Consider the following 20,919-nt stretch of genomic DNA (forward strand, 5'->3'; position numbering starts at 1 on the left):
GATGAGAGTGAAAAACGAATTTAAGCCTTTATTTGAACCATTTACGTTTCCAGGAGGTGCGTCTATTGATGGCCGGTTAGTCGTTGCGCCAATGACACACTTCGGTTCTCACGAGGATGGCACCATTTCTAAAGAGGAAATTGATTTCATTACAGCTAGATCAAGTGATATGGGCATGGTGATCACAGCATGTGCAAACGTGACTCCAGATGGTAAGGCATTTGAAGGACAGCCTTCTATTGCAAGAGATGAAGATATACCTGGCCTGAAAAAACTTGCTTCTGCGATTCAGGCAAAGGGAACAAAAGCCATCATTCAAATTCATCACGGCGGCTCTCAGGCTCTCCCTCACTTAGTTCCAAACGGTGATGTGGTTGCGCCAAGTGATGTGTTTAAAGATGGAAAGCAGATTGCACGCGCTTTAAAAGAAGAGGAAATTGTCCATATCATTGACTCTTTTAAAGAAGCGGCAAGACGAGCGGTTCAAGCAGGGTTTGACGGCGTGGAAATCCACGGTGCAAATGGTTATCTATTACAGCAATTTTACTCTCCGCATAGCAATCAGCGGACAGATCAGTGGGGAGGAAATGAAGAAAAGCGTCTAGCCTTCCCTATCGCTATTGTGGATGCAGTCAAAGAGGCAATCGAAAAGCATGCAACAAAACCGTTTATCTTTGGATATCGATTATCCCCAGAAGAACCAGAAACACCTGGTTTAACAATGACAGAGACGTTTACCTTAGTGGATGTTCTCAAAACAAAAAACCTCGATTATTTGCATATCTCTTTAATGGAGATTGACTCTAAAGCAAGACGTGGTGCAGATACTCATAAGACACGTATGGAGCTGCTAAAAGAACGCTGCGGCGATACCCTTCCACTCATCGGTGTGGGCAGCGTCATTACAGCCGAAGATGCACTAAGTGCTTATAATCAAGGAATTCCGCTTATCGCTGTCGCACGAGAGCTGATCGTCGACCCAGATTGGGCAAAGAAGATTAAAGAAGGCAGAGAAAGCGAGATTGAAACTGTCATTAAACGCAGCCAAAAAGATAAGTATTTGATTCCAGAAGGATTGTGGTCTGTCATGGAAGCGAGTCAAGGCTGGGTTCCGATGGAAGATTAATGTCATCAAAAAAACTACCCTCATACGATTGGGTAGTTTTTTTTGTGTCCTGATTATTTTAGTTTAACGGTAAAAAGCTTAGAAGTCTGTTTTTCCACAGGTCCCTTTGGTTCTTTATCAAGATGCTCGATCAAGTCACCATTCATAATGACAATCGGAGTCACTGTACTTGCCGCTTTCTCTTCAATCAGTTCTAAATCACACGTAATGAGAGGGTCACCGATCTTCACTTTATCCCCTTCTTTTATGTGCGCTTCAAATCCTTCACCATTTAATCCCACTGTTTCAAGCCCGATATGAATCAGAAGCTCAAGCCCTGAGAGTGTTCGAATGCCAATTGCATGTTTTGTATGGAAGAGCTGGATGATTTCACCCTCTACTGGTGAAACAATCGTGCCACTTTTTGGTTTTACTGCTACGCCGTCTCCCATCATCTTTTGAGAAAAAACAGGGTCTGGTACATCCGTCATATCCATTAACTCTCCATCAGCTGGAGAATAAATGATTTCTTCCTTTACATCATCTTGGTTTTTTCCGAAACCGAATAATTTTTTCAGCAATGTCAATTGCTCCCTTCAAGCTTTGCTTCTAGTTCTATTCCGCGTATGAAACGCTGCGCTCATACACCTTGCTTCATTCAACACTATTTAATCATAATTTTTTCCTCTCATCAATTGATAACCGCCTGAGCCCTTTCTGCATAGGCTGTAGATGAGAGGTGATTCAAATGAAACATGAAGGCGAAAAGAAACATGAATTGCTGGCAAATGAAGATATTCTCAATGAAGCGATTGAACAATTTTTCGCATCCTCCCCGTTTCACGAGATAATAAATAGTGCGGAGGCGCTCATGACCACATCACATTCACTTGCATCGATTACGACCGATGTGACAGAGGATGAGCAGTTTGTGTATATCGAGATCCAATTTCCCGACCATTTTGTCGAAGGGGATATCGCGCTAGAAGTAAAAGCCCAATATTTACACTTATCCGTGCAGGAAACAATCAAAACGGATACAACTTCCTCGTATTCGAGCTTTACCAAAACCATTTTAATGCCGGCAAAAATAGATGAAACGAACATGAAGAGCGTGTGGAAAGATCAAACGCTTCGTGTGACGGCACCAAAGCAAACTACCCAATAGGTCCATCTATTGGGTTTTAACTATGCTTTAAAAATGCTTGTAAATCCTTTCGCTAATGAACCTACTTGATTCATCGTACTCATCATTTGCCCAGCTGTATCAAACATTTTGTTAAAGTCGTATTGTCCATTCGTTTTTTTGAATTGTGACAGCACACTTTTAAATTGAGATGATTGCTGTTTTTGCGGTCTTGGCAAAGGATAAGGGTTCATAGGCTGCTGCATGGGCATCATGCCTGGTGGCGGCATCTGGGGTTGATTGATCGCTTCAGGCGGATGAAAAGGCGGCACATTTTCTTGGTATCCATAAGGCGGCTGATAGACAGCAGATGGTGCCTGGCTCATTCCACCTTGATGTGGCGGCATGAAATATTCTGGAGGCTGCGGAGGCTGCTGCATATCTGGATACGGAAAAGGCCCTCGATTGAATGGATTGAATTCATAAGGCTGCTGGTTTGAATAAGGGATCATATATCTCGCTCCTCTCGCTCTCAACACATAGTGATGTCACTCATATATTATGATCAAGAACAGAAGATGTGCCTAAAGCAGCCATAAGAAAAACGCAGCATATGTCTTCAGCTGCGCTTGTTGATTTCTTCTATTAAAAGGTTCAGTGTGTAAATCACTGACTCAACTAAATTTTTCACACGGGGTGCATGCTGTTTGCCAAAATAAGATTGCAGGACAACCTCTTTTCCATTTTCTTTGACGGCTTCAAGCTGTTCTTGGTGTAAATATCTAGGTTTGACCAGATGAATAAACGAGATCGCAGCAGTGAGCCACTCTTCCATTTTCTGATCAAATGTCTCAACGGCCGGCTGAATGTCCGTGTGAAAATCATATACGGGGTATTCCTCTTCAGACTTTCCCTTTTGGTACTGCTCATACGCCTCTTCGATCCATATTCTCAGATCTTGTGTATGTTCAAGTAATGTTTGATTATCCAAAATGTTCACCTCTATGAACCATCCTATCAAACGTTTACTTATTGCTCAAATAGAAAAGCTATCCGGCGTGATATGCCGGTCTTGCCGCCAGTTTATACTCAGCCGCGTGAATCTTCACTTCACAGTCCTTTACTTCTGATTCAAGCCGGTCTATCATTTGTTCTTGCTCCTCTATGGCTGCACGTTTTGTTTGGTTCACAGCAAGAGACAGTTCTTCTTCCACCGCATCAATTTTCCGCTCGATTTCCTCTAATAACTGCATAATGGATTCTTTTGATACAAATTCGCTCATCATCAGATTCCTCCTTTATCGTCTCTCGTTACATTCTCTTTTCTTTCACACCCTCCTTCACACATGACAAAACTAGAAGCAAATCGCCAATCTAAGTGTAGATGAGCGCTATTTCTTCCTTTTCGACATATGCTTGTCCTTCTTTGTATGATTGCGTCCGATTGTGTAAATTCTAAGGACAAAGGAGGTAGATTTCATGAAAAAGCAGCCAGCACCAAAAGAGCAAAAGCCAAAAGGGAAAGAAAACAGTACAGATCAGCTTGATAAAAAGCTCGGCGGTCCTAATCGACCATCCACGTAAAAAAAGCAGGTACCCCCTGCTTTTTATTTATGCAAAAAATAGTGCTCTAATGAGAAAAGAAAACGAAGCTGTCTTTTTTTATGAAAATACCAGTCGGTCAGCTCAATTTGTTTTGGTAACGTTTCTGCCTCAAATAAGGATGGGCTCAATTTCTTTTGAAACCAATCGTCCCTTTGATCGTCTAATGAATGTGTCATCACCGGATAAACTGTTCGAAGAAAAGGTGTTGACCTCCTAGCGATCCCTAAAAACGGCTCAAAATCAAACCGTGATCCGGTATGCGGAACGGTATGCAAAAAATGATAAAAATCCGAAAATAAATCGGCTCGAAATAATAGTTTCGCTAGTTTTTTTCCTAATGTAATACGCTCCTTTACGCGGGAAAACTTCCGTATGGTTAACCCGTACAAATGCCCGTCCACCGTTGGAAAAACAACGGTTTGGAAATGTCCCCACTCGCTGAACAGATATTGAATCGAGTGAAAAACATTCTTTTTCAGAAGAGGATTTTGTATAATAGGAGATTGTATAGTATATTGTTCATTTATGATGAGTGCATAAAGCAGGCGCTCTGTGTCACCCTTTAGCCAAAAACGTTCCCACTCAGTGCTCATAAAACGAGAAACAGAAAAATATGGAAGCAGATGGAACAAGGGTTTGCTGCACCGCTTAGACCATTCATACAAAAGAAGCTGAGGGTAAGCATCCGAAAAGATCAGCCAATTCGCTCTTTCATATGCTGTGAAAAAAAGGTGCCCCTGCTGATCTGTTAAACCTGGATGGAAGAGCTCACCCTTAAGATCCGTCATAGACCATCCAGCATTTCTCGAGACAAAGGAAGCAAGCAGCGACCATTTCATCTCTGGATGGCGGTCATAAAAGCGTTTGTAAGCATTTGTCCTCGTCAGGTTGTCTTTATTTTTTGCTTTCGTTTCACGCAATATATACTGAGTGATGATGTGCTCTTCTTGTGACAACATAGTAATCTCTCCAATACAAAATGCATTAAAAGGAGGCTGAAACTTGATGATTCGGTATCCAAACGGAAAATCGTATCAGCCCATTCAACAAATTGGGACAAAAAAAAGAATCAGCGGCGAATCCTCTTATAGTAACCGCGGGATGACGCTTGAGGCTGACTTAAATGAAACCAACCAGTACTATTTGGTCAACGGGATCGCAGTCATTCATAAAAAGCCTACCCCCGTTCAGATTGTGAATGTGGATTATCCAAAAAGAAGCGCTGCTGTTATCAAAGAAGCCTATTTTAAACAATCATCCACAACAGACTATAATGGAGTGTACAAAGGGCGCTATATCGATTTTGAAGCAAAGGAAACCAAAAGCACCACCTCGTTTCCACTCAAAAATTTTCACGATCATCAAATTGAGCATATGAAACAGGTAGAAAAGCAAGGCGGTATTTGTTTCGTTATTATATCCGCATTTGGCTCCGTTTATTATTTGTCCGCTTCAGATCTCTTTTTCTTCTGGGAGCGGCAGCAGCAAAACGGCCGGAAATCCATTAGCAAAGACGAATTAATGGAAGCTGGCCACTTAATGACACTTGGATATTCGCCAAGAATTGATTATATTAAAGTAGTGGAGACACTTCATTTTTCGGATGAAAGTGAGTAGCAATGACGTTCGAAAAAGGTTTAACACGAAAGGTTGAGATGTGATGTCTGATCAATTTACAAGTCGTGAACAGCGACGTAAAGCAAGTCAAGAAAACAATAAGAAGCAAAAGAACAAAAAAGGCAAAAAGAAAGCAGGTCTATTTAAAAAAATATTTTTATCTTTACTCGTGATCGGTCTTCTTTGTGTAGTTGCCGGAATCACAACTTTTGCCGTTTTTGCATCAAGCGCTCCTTCTATTGATGATAGTAAGCTCAAAACACCGTATTCTTCAAAGCTTTATGACAAAGACAAGAAAGTGTTTGCAGAAGTTGGTGCGGAAAAAAGAACGTATGTCTCGATTAAAGATATACCCGATGTGGTAAAAGAAGCATTTATTGCAACTGAAGATGCACGTTTTTATAAACACCACGGGATTGATCCAATCCGTATCGGCGGTGCCCTTGTCGCAAACGTCGAGGACGGCTTTGGAGCTGAAGGTGGAAGTACGATTACACAGCAAGTTGTGAAAAACTCTCTACTTAACAATCAAAAAACGTTAAAACGTAAAGTACAGGAAGTATGGCTCTCGATTCAGCTTGAGCAAAAATACTCTAAAGATGAAATTTTAGAAATGTATTTAAACCGTATTTTCTTCTCGCCTTATGCTTATGGTGTTGGGAAAGCGGCAGAACAATTTTTCGGCGTGACAGATTTAAATAAACTAACCGTTGCACAGGCTGCCACACTTGCAGGTATGCCGCAAAGTCCTTCTGCCTATAACCCAGTGAAACATCCTGAAGCAGCGGAAAAACGCCGTAATATCGTTTTAAGCCTCATGAAAAAACAAGGCTACATTTCAGAAAAAGACTATGACGTTGCAAAAGCAACCCCTGTCAGCAAGACAGTCGTTTCAGCTGATAAATATAAGAGCCAGAACTCAAGTAAGTACTCTGCTTATATTGAAGAAGTCATGGAAGAAGTACAGAAAAAAGCCAAAGTGGATGTATCAACAGATGGATTAAAAATCTATACTTCACTCGATCGAAAAGCACAGGATCACCTAGATGATATTATCAATGGGGATTCAGTTGGTTTTACGAAAGGTATGCAGGCGGGTGTCACCCTGCTTGATACGAAAAATGGCGAAATCCGAGCTATTGGCGGTGGACGTGATGTACCAGCCGGCGGCTTTAACTATGCGACAGATGCAAAACGTCAGCCAGGTTCAACAATCAAACCAATTTTAGATTACGGTCCTGTCATTGAAAACAAAAAATGGTCTACGTATCAGCAAATTGATGATGCGCCATATACGTACTCAGATGGTACACCGATTAATAACTTTGACAGAAGACATTTAGGGAAAATGTCCATGAGAAGTGCTTTGGCACAATCACGTAACATCCCTGCCTTAAAAGCTTTCCAAGAAGCTGGCACAGACAATGCCGTTCAATTCGCAAATAACTTAGGTATGGACTTACCGTCTGACATTCCAGAGTCATACTCAATCGGTGGATTTGACGATGGTGTCTCCTCCCTGAAGATGGCTGGAGCATTTAGTGCATTCGGTAATAACGGGTACTATAATGAACCGCATGCTGTCACGTCTGTTGAGTTTAATGACGGAACAAAGCTTGACCTTACGCCAGATTCTAAAGCGGCAATGAGTGATTACACAGCATTTATGATCACTGATATGCTGAAAACAGCTGTACAATCTGGAACAGGTACACTTGCACAAGTACCGAACGTTCAAGTAGCTGGTAAAACAGGTACAACCAACTTTACACAAGATGATATGAATAAATACAATATCCCTTCTGGCGGTGCGAAAGATTCGTGGTTTGTTGGTTATACGCCGCAATATACAGCAGCCGTTTGGACTGGAATTGGTAACTCAAAAGATGCGGACGGCAAAATATGGCTCACAAATTATGAACAGCGTGTTGCCAAACTCGTCTTCCAGCGATTAATTTCTCAAATTGATGATGGAAGCGGCTCATTTGAAAAACCAGACAGTGTCGTTGAAGCTACGGTTGAAAAAGGATCGGATCCAGCGAAATTAGCCGGACCAAATACACCGAGCGATAAGAAGACAACAGAATACTTTGTCAAAGGAACGGTTCCGACAAAAGTGTCTGACACATATGAGAAAAAAGAAGCCGATAAGCCTTCTGACTTAAAAGCGGTGTATGATGAAGAGAAAAAATCCATCACACTGTCTTGGGGCTATGATGACGACGCAGATGCTACATTTAATGTGAAACAAGCAGTTGATAATGGCGGCTATAAAGAGATTCAAAACAGTTCTTCTAAAGAAGCGGTCATCTCTGATGTGAAGCCTGGCTCTACTTATAAATTCCAAGTGACAGCCACTGTAGAGGATGTCACAAGTAAAGCAGCTTCTACCTTCCTCACCATCCAGGATGATGAAGATGAGGAAGAAAAAGCAGATGATGAGAATAAAGAAGAAGAAGAACCGCAGCAGCCTGACGACGAGCAGACAGACCAGACTGACGATAACAAAAATCAACCCCCAGGCACTGACGAGCAAAAGCCAGATGATAAAAAAGATCAAGATCAAGATAAGGATCAGGATCAAGGCGGAAATACGGAAAATGGAAATAATGGTTCTTCCGATGATGGCTCAGACAGTACAAATGGGAACTCACAAACTGACAATAAAGATAAAAAGAAAGATGATGCGAAAACAAACTCTCAAAGCTCAAATTCGCAATCAAATTCTCCTAGTCGAAAAGAAAATGAATAATGAAAAAGCACTTGCCCATATGGCAAGTGCTTTTTTTAACGGTTTTGTCTGATCTTTTTAAGTGCTTCATGTTTTCCATACTGCTTTTTTAGTTCCGTGTATAGCTCGTCCAGTTGAATAAAGCAATGATATTGAGTTGGTTTTAGCAAAATGAACTCTAAACGTTCTGTCCAATTAATTGGAGCTACAGGAAAAGTCTCTTGCTTGATATGTTCCCATTCAAGCGTTTGAAGTCTCTCCCCTTTGATCCAGTAAAACATCGCAATCATACTGACAATACCTTGCAGCATATCATCTTCTTCACACCGGGACTTTCTTGTTTGAAAACGAGGAAGCATTTTTTCTTTTAATTCATTCCACAGTTCGAACTTCACAGGAACAAATTCTTCTGTTTTCTGCCATGGAAGCTCATCTGTTAAAAGTTCTGATGATAGATCATATGCGAGTGGATTATCTCTAAGTATGTCTACTCGATCGCCTTTCATCTCTACCTTTTTCCCTTTTAGCTTTTCGACATATGAGGTAAAAACAGCTGCCCCGCTCATGCCAGCTTCACCAATCCTTTTTTCAGCCTCTTCTGCCCTTCTCTACACATATCAAGAAGCGGACAGGACTCGCACTGCGGCCGCTGCGCCTTGCAGTGATATCTGCCAAAAAAGATTAGGCGGTGATGCGTCACAGACCAATCTTCTTCTGGCACCTTTTTCATTAAGGTTTGCTCTACTTCAAGAACAGAATCCTTCCACCGGCAAATCCCAAGACGCTTACTAACTCGTTCTACGTGTGTATCGACAGCAATGGCCGGCACTCCAAAAGCGACAGATACGACGACATTTGCTGTTTTCCGGCCCACCCCAGGAAGCTTCACAAGCTCGTCCCGATCCTTTGGTACTTCACCGCCATATTCTTCAATCAGCATTTTACTCAACTTTTGAATGTTTTTAGCTTTATTGCGATAAAGGCCAATCGAACGAATATCTTGCTGCAATTCTTCAAGCGGTACACTTAAATAGTCTTCTGGTGTTTGATATTTTTGAAATAACGTTTTGGTGACTTTGTTGACAAGCACGTCTGTACACTGCGCAGAGAGTGCCACAGCGATCACAAGTTCAAATGGATTGGAATGAACAAGCTCACACTCAGCCTCTGGAAACATATCTCCTATAATATCTAAACATTCATTGATTTGTTTTTTTGATAACATGACTTCTCCTTTATTGGTTATTGTTCCAGCCAATTATAAAAAGGAACTTGTCGTTTATATGTTGACGTCTCTTCTTTTGAAGGTGGCGCTTTTTGCTGAGAACGGAAATGCTGGCTATGCTCTTTTGCTTCTTCCGCTGTTTTCAGCCCTTTCTTTTTCCACTCAAACAGAATTCGGTCGATATAACGGAAATTTAATTTTCCTGATAAAACCGCTTCTCTTAACGCTAGGCGAATCATTTCAGCATCATGATGGTCTTGATCCATCCAGATCGAGAGTGTTTCTCCTTCAAGAGGAGACAGCGGTCTGCCAAATTCATCTTCAAATAGAGCATATAAAGACTTTTCAGCCTGCACATGAAGTTTTTGACCTTCCTTTGCTTGTTTTGCTTCTAAAAAGTCATACAGTACGCCCCATAAAGGCTCAACTGAGTAGCGGTCATGCTGAATACCAGACCCGTCCTCAAACGGCTGAATCGAAATAAATCCCTTTTGAATTAAATGCTGAACCATATACGCACACTCTTCAGCTGAAATGGTCATGCCATGGGACAGCTCTTCAAATGTTTGAAAGAAAACACCTTGTTCTTCATTCATTTTAATCTTGAGCATCACCATCATTTGTGATTCATTCAGTCCTAACTGCTCATAATGAGCAATCAGCAAATTAGGCAAACTGGTCGAACCCATTTGCTGCATATTAATAAATTGCTGCCTATTCATCGGATACACCTCTTCAGTTTAAGTATATCACGTTTTATTTCACGTGCCCCTTCAAAAAACGTTTGAAAAAGCCTCCATATGTTGGAGGCTTTCACGTCTTAAGGATATAAACGGTTTAATAATCTTGGGAAAGGAATGGTTTCACGCACATGCGGCGCTCCACTAATCCAAGCAACTGTACGTTCAAGTCCAAGACCAAAACCTGAATGCGGTACAGAACCATATTGTCTTAATTCTGTGTACCATTTGTAAGTTTCTTGATCTAGCCCATGTTCTTTCAATCTTGCTTCAAGCAGCTCTAGATCATGCACACGCTCAGAACCGCCAATGATCTCTCCGTAGCCTTCTGGTGCAATCAAGTCTGCACAAAGGACGACATCATCACGATCCGGTGCAGGCTGCATGTAAAATGGTTTTAATGATGTTGGGTAATGAGTGATAAACACTGGTTTATCGTAGCTTTCAGCGATCGCTGTTTCGTGAGGCGCACCGAAGTCATCTCCCCATTCAATATCGTCAAAGCCTTTTTCCTGCAAGAATTTAATCGCTTCATCGTAAGTGATGCGCGGGAATGGTGCTTTGATGTTTTCTAATTTTGCTGTATCACGGCCAAGTGTATGCAGTTCAACTTTACAGTTTTCAAGTACACTTTGAACAACATGAGTCACATAATGTTCTTGATACTCAAGGTTTTCATTAAATTCGACAAAAGCCATCTCAGGCTCGATCATCCAAAACTCAATTAAATGACGTTTTGTTTTAGATTTTTCAGCTCTAAATGTTGGGCCAAATGAGAATACTTTTCCGAGTGCCATTGCCGCAGCTTCCATGTAAAGCTGTCCACTTTGAGAAAGGTACGCATCTTCATCAAAATATTTCGTCGCAAACAGCTCCGTTGTGCCCTCAGGTGCACTTCCAGTTAAAATTGGCGGATCTACTTTCACGAAACCTTCTTGATGGAAGAATTCATATGTAGCACGAATAATTTCGTTACGAATTTTCATAATGGCATGCTGCTTTTTAGAACGAAGCCATAAATGACGGTGATCCATTAAGAATTCTGTTCCATGCTCTTTTGGTGTAATTGGATAGTCAGTTGCTTCGTGAATCACTTCAATGGATTTCACTTGCAATTCAAAACCAAGAGGTGAACGCTCGTCTTTTGTCACTTGTCCTGTCACATAGACAGATGTTTCTTGAGTGACTGATTTCGCAAGCTTAAAGACTTCCTCTTCCACTTCTGCTTTTACTACGACTCCTTGAATAAAGCCTGTCCCGTCACGCAGCTGCAAGAATGCAATTTTACCGCTTGAACGTTTATTGGCAATCCATGCGCCGATGGTTACATCTTCATCGACATGTTTGAACACTTGATTAATCGTTGTTTTCAACATAATTCCCTCCAAAGCCAGAAAGAAGCTCACCTTTTCGACAGGTGTGAATCTTTTTTCATACATTTTATTATAACCGTTCTAAATCAGCATGGTCAACGCAAGACAGGAGAAACTACGGCGTTACATTTTTTTCCACATGTCCTGTCGAGAAGTCGACATAGCTGAAGCTGTATTGATTGTTCTCATTTAAGTACGTCACTTCCCAAAGGAGTACGTCACCTTCTCTTGCTAATTGAACGTCCTTTAGCTTAGATACAGTGTTCTCCTTTTGAACGGCTTGTACTGCTTGATTTGAGGTAATGCCTTCTTTTGCTTTTTTTGCGATCACTTTTTCTTTATTGCTGGCAGGTACCCAAACATAGGTTGTTTCATTTTGTTTGTTTTTCCCTTCAACAATAAATTGTTTTTCTTTCCCGACAAAGGTTTCCACTTGCTCCACTTGTACGATGTTTGCTTGTTTTTTTGCTCGTTCAATCGCCGCCTCATGACCTTGTTCTTTTTGTCCCATGGCAATCTGATAAATCCACGTAAAACTGATGATGCCAATGAGCAAAACGAGAGCCACAACGGATGAAATGATCCAGACTATTTTTTTCATGTCAAGCTTCCCCTATGTGCGATATATCGTAAATATCGCTTGATTTTGATCTTCTTGATCTAATGCTAATCCAAACATGAGATCTTCTCTTTTAAGCGTTCTGTTCAATAAGTCAACAATTTTATACAGGTCCTCTGAATGCTTAATTTGAACAGTTGAAAGTACCTCTATTTTACTTTCCACTTCTAATTCCTCCTCGGTACGTAAATATTGTTAGTCATACTTTTCGGCGCGGGAACCGATACTATTTTTACAACGGAACACAAAAAGCCGTTACGATAAATTAACTCCAAACCCACACCAGCTAAAGGCCGCTTATGACAGCGGCTTTTCGTTGTTGAGCTTCTCTATATACGCCTCAAGTGATTCTTTTGACATCTCGTGGACTGGCGCATGAGGGAGTGATTCTAAAAATAGCTTTCCATATGAAGCGGTTTTCACTCGGCGGTCTAGAATGAGCAATGTACCTATGTCTTTTTCAGAGCGCAGCAAGCGTCCTGCACCTTGTTTAAAGGTTAGCACAGCTTCTGGGAGAGCAACGGCTTTAAACGGGTTCTTCCCCTGTTTTTTAGCGGCATCACATTTTGCTTCAATGAGCGGTGAATCAGGCGGCCTGAACGGGAGACGTGCCATAATGACTGTTGTCAGCTCTGATCCAGGAAAATCGACACCTTCCCAAAAACTACCCGTACCAAGTAAAATCGCATGTTTTGCTAATTTGAACATTTTCGTTAATTTAACAGGGCTCCCGCCCGTCAGACCTTGAGCAAAAAGGGCGGCTTGCATCCCTTCTGTTTTCAGCTCTTCATACACTGCTTTTAACATCTCATGTGAATTAAACAACACCAATATCTTCGCTTGATGCTGCTTTTCCATCACCTTAATGTACCGTGCTGCTTGCTCTACATAGTCGCGCTCATCACGGTTCGTAATCGGCGGCATATCAGCTGGTACAATCACCTTGAGCTGTTTTTCAAGTTCAAACGGTGACTCAATCTGTACAAGATGCGGATAAAAATCCTGCAGACCAAATCGTTCTAAGCAATAATCAAAGCGCCCATTGATTGTGAGTGTTCCTGATGTGAGAACAACACTTTTTTTGTTCATAAAAAATCGGTCCGCTAAAAGCTCTCCAGTATCTAGCGGCTGTGCATGCATAAAGACAGCATTTTTGGCACCCTTTGCATCAATCTCAATCCAAACCGTTTCATCATTTTTCGGTTCAAAAATAAACCGGTACAGCGTACTGCAAAATGTATGCATAAACGACATCACTTGATCGTATTCCTCTGCTTCAAAGGCAAAGTGTTCTGTCAGCTGATCACTTTTTTGAAGAAGCTCGCTTTTTTGCTGCTCATACAACTTTTCACAAGCAATTAACAAGGAACAAAGCTTACTTGCCGTCTCTTTAATCCGTTTCCACTGCGCATGCTTCGAATGATGACGTACTCTATGAATGAGACGATTGATGTCTGCTTTTGGTTTTGTCCTTTTGACAAAAGAATGAACGGTACTAAAGAAGGCGTCACTTTCCATTTGAAGCTGATGAAGATACTCATCCATTTCGATAAAGGTGTCCGTCTGTAAACCTGCACCGTGAAATCTCTTTTTCAGCTTGTTTAAAAGACCGCCCTGTAAGGAGCCAAGCTGCGTTAATTTCGCATGAAGCTGGATATACGACGCACTATCTCCTAGTGTTTCATTGGCTGTTTTCTCAAATTGATGAGCCTCGTCAATCACATATACGTCTGCATGCTGAAAGATAGACGATGCTTCCGTTTGTGATAAGAGCAGGCGATGATTTGTTAAAATTAAATTGGCTGTTTTGGCTCTTTTTTTGGCGCGTTCATAAAAGCAGTATTCTTTAAAGCGGCGCTTTTTCGATGTAAACGGCATGTGCACACACGAAATACGGTCTTTTATATTGGCAGCTCCTGAAGGTAAATTCAGTTCAGATAAATCACCCGTTTCTGTGACAAGAAGCCACATTAATATTTGTGCCTTCGTTAAGACCACATCATAGTTATCATCTTCCTCATGCAGCACATGCTCAAACTTATCTAAGCAAATATAATGCGCCCGTCCTTTGAATACACAGGCAGCTGGCTCAAACGGAAGCAATTGATTTAAAATCGGCACATCGCGCTGAAGCATTTGCTGCTGCAAAAGAATGGAATATGTACTAATAATGACAGGTTTTCCTGATTTCTTTGCCTCTAGTGCAGCTGGTATGAGGTATGCCAGCGTTTTTCCAATACCTGGTGCCGCTTCAATTAAAGCATAGGCCCTTTCATGAAACACATCTCTCACTTTATTCATCATCGTGAGCTGGCCTTCTCTTACTTCATAGCCTTCCACTGTTTGGGGAAGCTTCTTTTTGATCTCCTCAAACAGCTGTTCATCGTCTTCCCCTACTGAATCTGTCGTATCCGTTTCAGGATTGGTGACATCTTTTACAGCAAAAGAGCCCACTTCTACCAAAGAATCTTCACGGCTAGCACGACTCGTTTCAAGCTGCTGTATTAAAAGTCCTATATCGCTTAAGAGATAAGAGGATAATCTGCGCAGCTGCTTTAGCACATTTGGCGGTGTATGTGTTAATTGATGTAATAAGGTTAAAAATAACATGGCAGTAACTTCCGCATCACTATCCGCCCGGTGCGGGTGGTCATGTGGAAGCATGAGCTCTTCACTTAATTCAGTGAGCTTATAACCTTCAAGCTCTGGATAAAGAATTCTAGAAATCTCAACTGTATCAATCGCTAGCACATCCAGCTCATTTTTCCCGCATGCTTTTAGTTCATCATTTAAAAAATTCAAGTCAAAATGAACATTGTGCGCAACAAAATAAGCGCCTTGAATAAGATCATACACCTCTTGGGCAATGTCCTCAAAAAACACTGCATCGTTAACCATGTGCTGCTGAATACCTGTCAGCTGTTCAATAAATCCAGGGATCGCTTTTCCCGGGTTCACATATTTTGAATACCGTTCGACAATTTGTCCATTTTCAATGACCACCGCAGCAATTTGAATGATTTTATCACCCTTTTTGGGTGAATTTCCGGTGGTTTCAATATCAACGACAACAAACCTTTGATCGGCCATAAAATGGACACCTCAATTCCTCGTTTCACTCGAAGTGAAACACGCTCTGGGCAAAATAGCTGAAACAGAACAGCTTCTTTTCTTAAAACTGTTCTGTTTCCTTGCAGCATGCGTTATAAAATCGTTCTCGCAGGCTCTTGCCCAATCATTTGTTCAATTTGATTTTGTTTATTTAATACGACCACTTTTGGTGTATGTGTCTTTGCTTCTTCTTCTGAGAGCATTCCATAAGCGATAATAATCACTTCATCCCCCGGCTGAACCAATCTTGCTGCCGCGCCATTTAAACAAATGACACCGCTCTTTCTTTCACCAGGAATAATATATGTTTCAAGTCTCGCGCCATTGTGATTATTGACAATCTGTACTTTCTCATTTGCCATCATGCCTGCCGCATCAAGTAAATCTTCGTCAATGGTGATACTTCCTACATAATGTAAGTTTGCTTCTGTTACCGTCGCTTTATGAAGTTTAGAGGTCATAAAGGTTCTATACATGTTTTTCACCGCTTTCAGGAACATGGAATATCACATTATCAATCAGTCTTGCCCGTGAGAATTTCACCGCAATCGCAATGATGACCTGACCTGCCAACTGCTGAAGCGGCTCAAGCTCTGGATAGGAGTAGATCTCAATATAATCGATTTCCCCGCTCGTTTGAAGAATTTCCTCTTCTACCAACTGATAAATACGACTGACGTCACGTTCACCTTTTTCAACCGCTGACTGTCCTTTTTTCAATGCGCGGTACAAAGCAGGTGCTTCTTGTCTTTCTTTTTCAGATAAGTACACATTTCTTGAACTTTTCGCTAAACCGTTTTCTTCTCTAACTGTCGGCACAGATACAAGGTGAAGATCAAAGAAGAAATCCTTGATCATCGCATCGATCACAGCGACTTGCTGTGCATCCTTTAGACCAAAGTATACATTTGTTGGTGCTACAAGATGAAATAGCTTTGTAAGCACAGTAACAACGCCGTCGAAATGTCCTGGACGTTTTTTCCCGCATAAGACATCAGTCCGCTTTTGAACCGTCATCGTGATAGATGGCTCATTTGGATACATTTCTTTCACATCAGGTGTAAATAAAATATCCACACCTGCTTCTTCTGCAAGGCGCTGATCTCTTTCCATATCCCTTGGATAGGATTCAAAGTCTTCGTTCGGTCCAAATTGCAAAGGATTGACAAAAATACTCATTACCACAATGTCATTTTGATCCCTTGCTTCTTTCGCGAGCGTCAGATGTCCTTCATGAAGAAAGCCCATCGTTGGGACAAAGCCAATGGAATGCTGTTTTTCTCGATGCTGCTTGATCAATTCCTTCAGCTCGTGAATATGGGTGACAACGTTCATTTTTTCATACCCCCATATAAACCATCAAGGACTTCTTCTTTGATATGAAATGTATGCTTGTCTTCTGGAAATGTGTGTGCTTTTACTTCTTTCGTATATTGAATAAGCGCTTCTTCTAGTACAGTATCAATTTGCGCGTATTGTTTCACAAACTTAGGTGTTCTAGACACCCCGTATCCTACCACATCATGGTAAACGAGAACTTGTCCGTCTGCCTCAGCTCCTGCACCAATCCCGATGACAGGAATTTTCAGCATGTCGGTAATTCGTTTTGTCAGTTCACCAGGTACGCATTCAAGCACAAGTGCAATCGCACCAGCTTCCTCACATTTTAAGCTGTCTTCAATCAATTTCTGCGCACTTTCGTGGTCTTTTCCTTGCACTTTATATCCGCCAAGTACTCCAACTGACTGAGGTGTGAGGCCTAAATGACTGACGACAGGAATCCCGCCTCTTGTGAGAGCTTGAATGGATTCAAATACGCCATCTCCGCCTTCTAGCTTTAAGGCATCCGCACCGCTTTCTTGCATGATGCGTGCTGCGTTTTTCAATGTTTCTGCTAATGAATAATGGTAAGACATAAATGGCATATCCGTCACAATAAATGTGTCTTTTGCGCCTCTTTTCACTGCTTTTGTGTGATGAATCATGTCATCGATTGTGACTTGTACTGTCGAATCGAGTCCAAGTACAACCATCCCAAGTGAATCACCAACTAAGATCATGTCGACTTCCGCTTTTTCTGCTTGCTTTGCAGATGGATAGTCGTATGCTGTCAGCATCACAATCGGTTCGTTTTGTTCTTTCATTTTGAAAAAATCTAGCTTTGTCTTCATTTGTTCCTCCTCATTCTGGAGAGGAGATGGCTTGCCTCACATCACATGTTTTGATCTCTCATGCGCGGCGAATCATCCCTCTGTCCAAGTCCCTTAGGATCAAGGCAGAAATTTATCAAATTTTTGTTTCTACAGGTACAGCTCTTTTTCAGATACTGCCCACACGAAGTATATCAAAAATGTGCCGGGTGTTCCACTTAAGTTGACTTTATCTCGATGTCTGCGGAGTAGATTTTTTGAATACCTTCCTCCGTTTCAAGCAATAAAACACCTTCTTCATTGATTCCGAGCGCTTTTCCAGTGTATTGCCCATTGACGGTGCGGGCAACAATATGCTGACCGATCGTCATCGCAAACGATTCCCATAATTGTTTAATCGGTGTAAATCCATGCTTCATATAATCGTCATACCTTTTTTCAAAGGTGGACATGATCTGTTGTATGAGGGCAGCACGGTCCACTTTTTCATTCAGTTCCATTCGCAGGCTCGTGGCGACATCCTTTAGTTCATCCGGAAAGTCATCAGCCGTTTGGTTCACATTAATGCCCGGGCCAATAATCACCGCATGAACCTGGTCCGCCTCTGCTTTTAATTCAGTCAGAATGCCAACGACCTTTTTCCCGTTTAACAAAATATCGTTTGGCCATTTAATGGATGGACTGAGTCCTGTTTGCTCTGCAATGGCTTCTGCGATGGCTACAGATGCTAAAAGTGTCATCTGCGGCGCTTTGTGCAGCGGAATTTCAGGCCGTAGAACGAGACTCATCCAGATGCCTGTCCCATTTGGTGAATGCCACGTTCTTTGAAGGCGGCCTTTCCCATTTGTCTGATGATCACTGACAACGAGCGTACCGTGGGGCGCACCTTCATTTACAAGATCATGGGCAATCAGCTGTGTGGAGGCGACTTCTTTCTGAAAATAAATGTGCCTGCCAAAGCTCTCTGTTTCTAGACCAAACAGAATTTCATCCTCACTAATTTTGTCCGGTTTACGAAGCAGGCGGTACCCCTTTCTTCTGACGGCTTCTACCTCATAGCCCTCTTTTCTGAGGCCCTCTATATGCTTCCAGACAGCCGTTCGAGAACAGCCAAGCTCATCACATATTTGCTGACTTGAGACAAAGTCCTCACTTGATGCTGTAAATAGTTCGATTAATCGTTTTCTAATTGCTGATCGCATGCTGTAAGCCACTCCTCTATGGCTTCTTTTCGGTTTTCCAAATGATTTTGCAGAACGGCTTTTTTCACCAAATCGAGCTCTTCTGCGATCCATTTTCCTGATGTCTTTTGCCGAAAGGCCATTAAATCTTTTCCTGAAACAGCGAGGTCTTGAAGCGTTTTAATCGGCAGGGCATCATAAGAACGCTTCGCTGCCTCAAGCTCGTCAAAGAAAATGCGACGCTCGTGTTTTAGCTGTGAGATCTTCAAGCTAGATAAGAGCACGTGTTCACCAGCCTCAAACATCTTCTCCGCATCCCAGTCACAATCGACGTATTGGCTAATCGCCACCGCGTCTTTCAAAAGCTTTGTTGACAGCTTCCATTCTTTTAAGAAGAGCACAGCCTCCGCTTCATCTAAGCCAAGCAAATGGATAACAGCCCCCCATACTTCTTCTAGTCCATCCAGTAAATAATACGGAAATGATTGAAAGGATTCTTGCAGACCATCCTTTTTGAGACCCGGCAATTCTTCATACAATTTGGTAGAAATGAGCACCTTAATCGCCCGCTCACAATAACGGCCTTTTAAAAGCTTCTCCATTTCAATCTTTTTGCGTTCAACTGATATGTTGGCAAGCAGGTGCTTATCTTTTTTCATCGCTTCAGCCGTTTCTGCAGCGAGCTCAAAGCCAAGCTGGCTTAAAAAACGGACCGCTCTCATCATACGAAGCGCGTCTTCCTGAAAGCGGCACGCAGGATCTCCTACGGTTTGAATTCGTTTCCGCTCAATATCCTGTTTGCCCCCTACATGGTCAATGATCTCCCCATTTATATCCATGGCCATCGCATTGATCGTTAAATCTCTTCTTAAAAGATCTTCCTTCAATGATGTGATAAACGCCACTTCTTTCGGTCTGCGAAAATCTTCATATTCTGATTCAGTTCGAAACGTCGTCACCTCATAGCTGACCCCATCATGTAACACGATGACAGTGCCATGCTCTTTGCCAACATCAACTGTTTTTTCAAATAAGGATTCGACCGTATCAGGCGTTGCATCTGTTGCTATATCGATGTCGCCGATTTCCCTGCCTAAAAGGACATCTCTCACTGCTCCGCCGACAAAGTAAGCCTGATGCCCATGTTCGTGCAGTGTATGTAAAATAGGGATCGCATGTGTGAATGGTTCATTCATGTTCATCATCACCTTCGATCAATTCTAGGTAAAGCTTTTCATATTCACTCACAATTTTTTCAGAAGAGAAATGGCCCTGAACACTAGACTGAGCCGACGCAGACACTTGTTCATGAAGCGCTTTGTCTTTGAGTATAGAGACTGCGTGTTTAGCTGCCGCGTCTATATCGCCGAGCGGGACAAGGAAACCTGTTTCTCCATGTGTAATGACCTCTGGAATCCCGCCAACATCAGTCCCAATACATGGGACACCGCATGCCATCGCCTCAAGAAGCACAAGTCCGAAGCTCTCTTTCTCAGAAAGAAGCAGCTTCAAATCACTGATGGAATACAGCTCTTCTACTTTCTCTTGCTTTCCTAAAAATAACACGCGGTCTGTCAGCCCCAGTTTTTTCACGAGTTCGCATACGACCGATTTTTCAGGACCATCACCGATGAGCAGCAGCTTTGCCTGCACCTGTTCTGAGATCTTTTTAAACACATGAACGACATCATGCACCCGTTTGACCTTTCGAAAATTTGATACATGGATGACGACCTTATCGTCCGGTAAAAGACCATAATGTGTCTTTAGCACTTCGTGATCTTCGCGCAAATACACCCGTTCATCGACAAAATTATGGATCGTCTCGATCTTTTTATTTGGTTTGATGAGGTCGTACGTCTGCGCAGCTAATGAATGCGACACCGCCGTTACCCGGTCTGATGATTCGATCGCAAATCGAATGACTTCCTTTAGTGATGGATCATAGCCTAATACCGTAATATCCGTCCCGTGAAGCGTCGTGACGACTTTCACAGAGTGTCCCGTCATCTGCTTCGCTAAGAACGCACAGACGGCGTGCGGAACCGCATAATGCGCGTGAATAATATCAAGCTTCTCTCGTTTTGCGACTTCTGCCAATTTACTTGCTAATGCAAGGTCATAAGGCGGATATTGAAAAACAGCATATTGATTGACATCCACCTCATGAAAATAAATATTCGGATACACTTTATTGAGCCTAAACGGAATACTTGAGGTAATGAAATGAACATCGTGCCCTTTTTCAGCTAAACGTTTTCCAAGTTCCGTAGCAATAATGCCCGAGCCGCCGACACTTGGATAACAAGTGATTCCGACCTTCAGTTTTTTCATAA

Annotated in this window: 23 protein-coding genes; 5 read left to right on the forward strand and 18 right to left on the reverse strand. The window is 42.1% G+C overall.

All coding sequences use genetic code 11. The annotated features are described in order from the left end of the window. The first annotated feature begins 7 nt into the window (after positions 1 to 7). Positions 8 to 1,126 (forward strand): NADH-dependent flavin oxidoreductase, encoded by a 1,119-nt coding sequence (locus tag C6Y03_RS08930; protein ID WP_223250492.1) that lies wholly within the window; start codon positions 8 to 10, stop codon positions 1,124 to 1,126. Positions 1,127 to 1,179: 53 nt separating this feature from the next. Here C6Y03_RS08930 and C6Y03_RS08935 read toward each other — a convergent pair whose 3' ends face one another. Further along, entirely contained in the window at positions 1,180 to 1,686 is a 507-nt protein-coding gene (locus tag C6Y03_RS08935; RefSeq protein WP_060596718.1) for a PTS sugar transporter subunit IIA, read from the reverse strand. Between the two features lie 167 nt (positions 1,687 to 1,853). On the opposite strand from C6Y03_RS08935, the gene C6Y03_RS08940 reads away from it, so the two are divergent. Continuing rightward, entirely contained in the window at positions 1,854 to 2,273 is a 420-nt protein-coding gene (locus C6Y03_RS08940) for an Hsp20/alpha crystallin family protein (RefSeq protein WP_060596719.1), read from the forward strand. Between the two features lie 20 nt (positions 2,274 to 2,293). Here the strand turns inward: C6Y03_RS08940 and C6Y03_RS08945 are convergent, their stop codons facing one another. The 3 genes from C6Y03_RS08945 to C6Y03_RS08955 all read right to left on the reverse strand — a co-directional run bounded on the left by C6Y03_RS08945 (position 2,294) and on the right by C6Y03_RS08955 (position 3,514). Further along, the gene (locus C6Y03_RS08945) at positions 2,294 to 2,743 is read right to left on the reverse strand and encodes a YppG family protein (protein ID WP_106036819.1); all 450 of its coding nucleotides are present in this window, start codon (positions 2,741 to 2,743) and stop codon (positions 2,294 to 2,296) included. Positions 2,744 to 2,850: 107 nt separating this feature from the next. Beyond that, positions 2,851 to 3,222: a YppE family protein gene (locus tag C6Y03_RS08950; protein ID WP_106039200.1), complete on the reverse strand. Its 372-nt coding sequence runs from the start codon at positions 3,220 to 3,222 to the stop codon at positions 2,851 to 2,853. Between the two features lie 58 nt (positions 3,223 to 3,280). Continuing rightward, a complete protein-coding gene (locus tag C6Y03_RS08955; RefSeq protein WP_223250487.1) occupies positions 3,281 to 3,514 on the reverse strand; it encodes a DUF5446 family protein in 234 nt (77 codons plus the stop codon). Between the two features lie 196 nt (positions 3,515 to 3,710). Here C6Y03_RS08955 and sspM point away from each other — a divergent pair, with 196 nt between their 5' ends. Then, the gene (gene sspM, locus C6Y03_RS08960) at positions 3,711 to 3,815 is read left to right on the forward strand and encodes an acid-soluble spore protein SspM (RefSeq protein ID WP_012010346.1); all 105 of its coding nucleotides are present in this window, start codon (positions 3,711 to 3,713) and stop codon (positions 3,813 to 3,815) included. A 23-nt stretch (positions 3,816 to 3,838) separates the two neighbouring features. Here the strand turns inward: sspM and C6Y03_RS08965 are convergent, their stop codons facing one another. Further along, complete coding sequence (locus C6Y03_RS08965; RefSeq protein ID WP_106039201.1) at positions 3,839 to 4,795, reverse strand: DUF2515 domain-containing protein; 957 nt, start codon at positions 4,793 to 4,795, stop codon at positions 3,839 to 3,841. 46 nt (positions 4,796 to 4,841) lie between these two features. Between C6Y03_RS08965 and recU the strand changes: the two genes are divergently transcribed. Then, positions 4,842 to 5,453 (forward strand): Holliday junction resolvase RecU, encoded by a 612-nt coding sequence (recU, locus tag C6Y03_RS08970; protein WP_060596723.1) that lies wholly within the window; start codon positions 4,842 to 4,844, stop codon positions 5,451 to 5,453. 43 nt (positions 5,454 to 5,496) lie between these two features. Beyond that, positions 5,497 to 8,205 carry a PBP1A family penicillin-binding protein gene (locus tag C6Y03_RS08975; RefSeq protein ID WP_106039202.1) on the forward strand — a complete coding sequence of 903 codons (2,709 nt, stop codon included), beginning with the start codon at positions 5,497 to 5,499 and terminating at the stop codon, positions 8,203 to 8,205. 35 nt (positions 8,206 to 8,240) lie between these two features. Here C6Y03_RS08975 and C6Y03_RS08980 read toward each other — a convergent pair whose 3' ends face one another. From C6Y03_RS08980 to bshA, 13 genes are all read right to left on the reverse strand, one after another. Then, positions 8,241 to 8,750 carry a YpoC family protein gene (locus C6Y03_RS08980; RefSeq protein ID WP_106039203.1) on the reverse strand — a complete coding sequence of 170 codons (510 nt, stop codon included), beginning with the start codon at positions 8,748 to 8,750 and terminating at the stop codon, positions 8,241 to 8,243. After that, positions 8,747 to 9,409: an endonuclease III gene (nth, locus tag C6Y03_RS08985; protein WP_034661035.1), complete on the reverse strand. Its 663-nt coding sequence runs from the start codon at positions 9,407 to 9,409 to the stop codon at positions 8,747 to 8,749. Before nth ends, C6Y03_RS08980 begins: the two co-directional genes overlap by 4 nt. 17 nt (positions 9,410 to 9,426) lie before the next feature. After that, positions 9,427 to 10,131, reverse strand: coding sequence for a DnaD domain-containing protein (locus C6Y03_RS08990; RefSeq protein ID WP_034661036.1), 705 nt, complete (start codon positions 10,129 to 10,131; stop codon positions 9,427 to 9,429). A gap of 98 nt (positions 10,132 to 10,229) precedes the next feature. Further along, positions 10,230 to 11,522, reverse strand: coding sequence for an asparagine--tRNA ligase (gene asnS, locus C6Y03_RS08995; protein ID WP_095285348.1), 1,293 nt, complete (start codon positions 11,520 to 11,522; stop codon positions 10,230 to 10,232). A 115-nt stretch (positions 11,523 to 11,637) separates the two neighbouring features. Then, a complete protein-coding gene (gene tseB, locus C6Y03_RS09000; protein WP_060596725.1) occupies positions 11,638 to 12,123 on the reverse strand; it encodes a cell wall elongation/penicillin-binding protein regulator TseB in 486 nt (161 codons plus the stop codon). 12 nt (positions 12,124 to 12,135) lie between these two features. Further along, on the reverse strand, positions 12,136 to 12,306 hold the full coding sequence (locus C6Y03_RS09005; protein WP_008344594.1) for a YpmA family protein: 171 nt from the start codon (positions 12,304 to 12,306) through the stop codon (positions 12,136 to 12,138). 132 nt (positions 12,307 to 12,438) lie between these two features. Next, positions 12,439 to 15,231 carry an ATP-dependent DNA helicase DinG gene (gene dinG / locus C6Y03_RS09010; RefSeq protein WP_106039204.1) on the reverse strand — a complete coding sequence of 931 codons (2,793 nt, stop codon included), beginning with the start codon at positions 15,229 to 15,231 and terminating at the stop codon, positions 12,439 to 12,441. A 113-nt stretch (positions 15,232 to 15,344) separates the two neighbouring features. Next, positions 15,345 to 15,728: an aspartate 1-decarboxylase gene (gene panD / locus C6Y03_RS09015; RefSeq protein WP_024422780.1), complete on the reverse strand. Its 384-nt coding sequence runs from the start codon at positions 15,726 to 15,728 to the stop codon at positions 15,345 to 15,347. Continuing rightward, a complete protein-coding gene (gene panC, locus C6Y03_RS09020) occupies positions 15,721 to 16,587 on the reverse strand; it encodes a pantoate--beta-alanine ligase (protein WP_060596727.1) in 867 nt (288 codons plus the stop codon). Before panC ends, panD begins: the two co-directional genes overlap by 8 nt. After that, positions 16,584 to 17,423 carry a 3-methyl-2-oxobutanoate hydroxymethyltransferase gene (panB, locus tag C6Y03_RS09025; protein WP_034661045.1) on the reverse strand — a complete coding sequence of 280 codons (840 nt, stop codon included), beginning with the start codon at positions 17,421 to 17,423 and terminating at the stop codon, positions 16,584 to 16,586. Before panB ends, panC begins: the two co-directional genes overlap by 4 nt. Before the next feature lie 197 nt (positions 17,424 to 17,620). Further along, positions 17,621 to 18,604 carry a biotin--[acetyl-CoA-carboxylase] ligase gene (locus C6Y03_RS09030; RefSeq protein WP_034661046.1) on the reverse strand — a complete coding sequence of 328 codons (984 nt, stop codon included), beginning with the start codon at positions 18,602 to 18,604 and terminating at the stop codon, positions 17,621 to 17,623. Then, positions 18,577 to 19,779, reverse strand: coding sequence for a CCA tRNA nucleotidyltransferase (locus C6Y03_RS09035; protein ID WP_106039205.1), 1,203 nt, complete (start codon positions 19,777 to 19,779; stop codon positions 18,577 to 18,579). The genes C6Y03_RS09030 and C6Y03_RS09035 overlap by 28 nt, the downstream gene beginning before the upstream one ends. Then, positions 19,772 to 20,917, reverse strand: coding sequence for an N-acetyl-alpha-D-glucosaminyl L-malate synthase BshA (gene bshA, locus C6Y03_RS09040; protein ID WP_106039206.1), 1,146 nt, complete (start codon positions 20,915 to 20,917; stop codon positions 19,772 to 19,774). The genes C6Y03_RS09035 and bshA overlap by 8 nt, the downstream gene beginning before the upstream one ends. Between the last annotated feature and the right edge of the window lie 2 nt (positions 20,918 to 20,919).

The organism is Bacillus sp. LNXM65, assembly GCF_002998575.1.
Classification (GTDB): Bacteria; Bacillota; Bacilli; order Bacillales; family Bacillaceae; genus Bacillus.

Excerpts from the sequence above, each read along its gene's own strand:
- C6Y03_RS08940 (WP_060596719.1), top strand. The coding sequence starts at position 1,854 with ATGAAACATGAAGGCGAAAAGAAACATGAATTGCTGGCAAATGAAGAT.
- C6Y03_RS08945 (WP_106036819.1), bottom strand. The coding sequence starts at position 2,743 with ATGATCCCTTATTCAAACCAGCAGCCTTATGAATTCAATCCATTCAAT.
- C6Y03_RS08955 (WP_223250487.1), bottom strand. The coding sequence starts at position 3,514 with ATGAGCGAATTTGTATCAAAAGAATCCATTATGCAGTTATTAGAGGAA.
- sspM (WP_012010346.1), top strand. The coding sequence starts at position 3,711 with ATGAAAAAGCAGCCAGCACCAAAAGAGCAAAAGCCAAAAGGGAAAGAA.
- C6Y03_RS08965 (WP_106039201.1), bottom strand. The coding sequence starts at position 4,795 with ATGTTGTCACAAGAAGAGCACATCATCACTCAGTATATATTGCGTGAA.
- recU (WP_060596723.1), top strand. The coding sequence starts at position 4,842 with ATGATTCGGTATCCAAACGGAAAATCGTATCAGCCCATTCAACAAATT.
- C6Y03_RS08975 (WP_106039202.1), top strand. The coding sequence starts at position 5,497 with ATGTCTGATCAATTTACAAGTCGTGAACAGCGACGTAAAGCAAGTCAA.
- C6Y03_RS08980 (WP_106039203.1), bottom strand. The coding sequence starts at position 8,750 with ATGAGCGGGGCAGCTGTTTTTACCTCATATGTCGAAAAGCTAAAAGGG.
- nth (WP_034661035.1), bottom strand. The coding sequence starts at position 9,409 with ATGTTATCAAAAAAACAAATCAATGAATGTTTAGATATTATAGGAGAT.
- C6Y03_RS08990 (WP_034661036.1), bottom strand. The coding sequence starts at position 10,131 with ATGAATAGGCAGCAATTTATTAATATGCAGCAAATGGGTTCGACCAGT.
- tseB (WP_060596725.1), bottom strand. The coding sequence starts at position 12,123 with ATGAAAAAAATAGTCTGGATCATTTCATCCGTTGTGGCTCTCGTTTTG.
- dinG (WP_106039204.1), bottom strand. The coding sequence starts at position 15,231 with ATGGCCGATCAAAGGTTTGTTGTCGTTGATATTGAAACCACCGGAAAT.
- panD (WP_024422780.1), bottom strand. The coding sequence starts at position 15,728 with ATGTATAGAACCTTTATGACCTCTAAACTTCATAAAGCGACGGTAACA.
- panC (WP_060596727.1), bottom strand. The coding sequence starts at position 16,587 with ATGAACGTTGTCACCCATATTCACGAGCTGAAGGAATTGATCAAGCAG.
- panB (WP_034661045.1), bottom strand. The coding sequence starts at position 17,423 with ATGAAGACAAAGCTAGATTTTTTCAAAATGAAAGAACAAAACGAACCG.
- C6Y03_RS09030 (WP_034661046.1), bottom strand. The coding sequence starts at position 18,604 with ATGCGATCAGCAATTAGAAAACGATTAATCGAACTATTTACAGCATCA.
- C6Y03_RS09035 (WP_106039205.1), bottom strand. The coding sequence starts at position 19,779 with ATGAATGAACCATTCACACATGCGATCCCTATTTTACATACACTGCAC.
- bshA (WP_106039206.1), bottom strand. The coding sequence starts at position 20,917 with ATGAAAAAACTGAAGGTCGGAATCACTTGTTATCCAAGTGTCGGCGGC.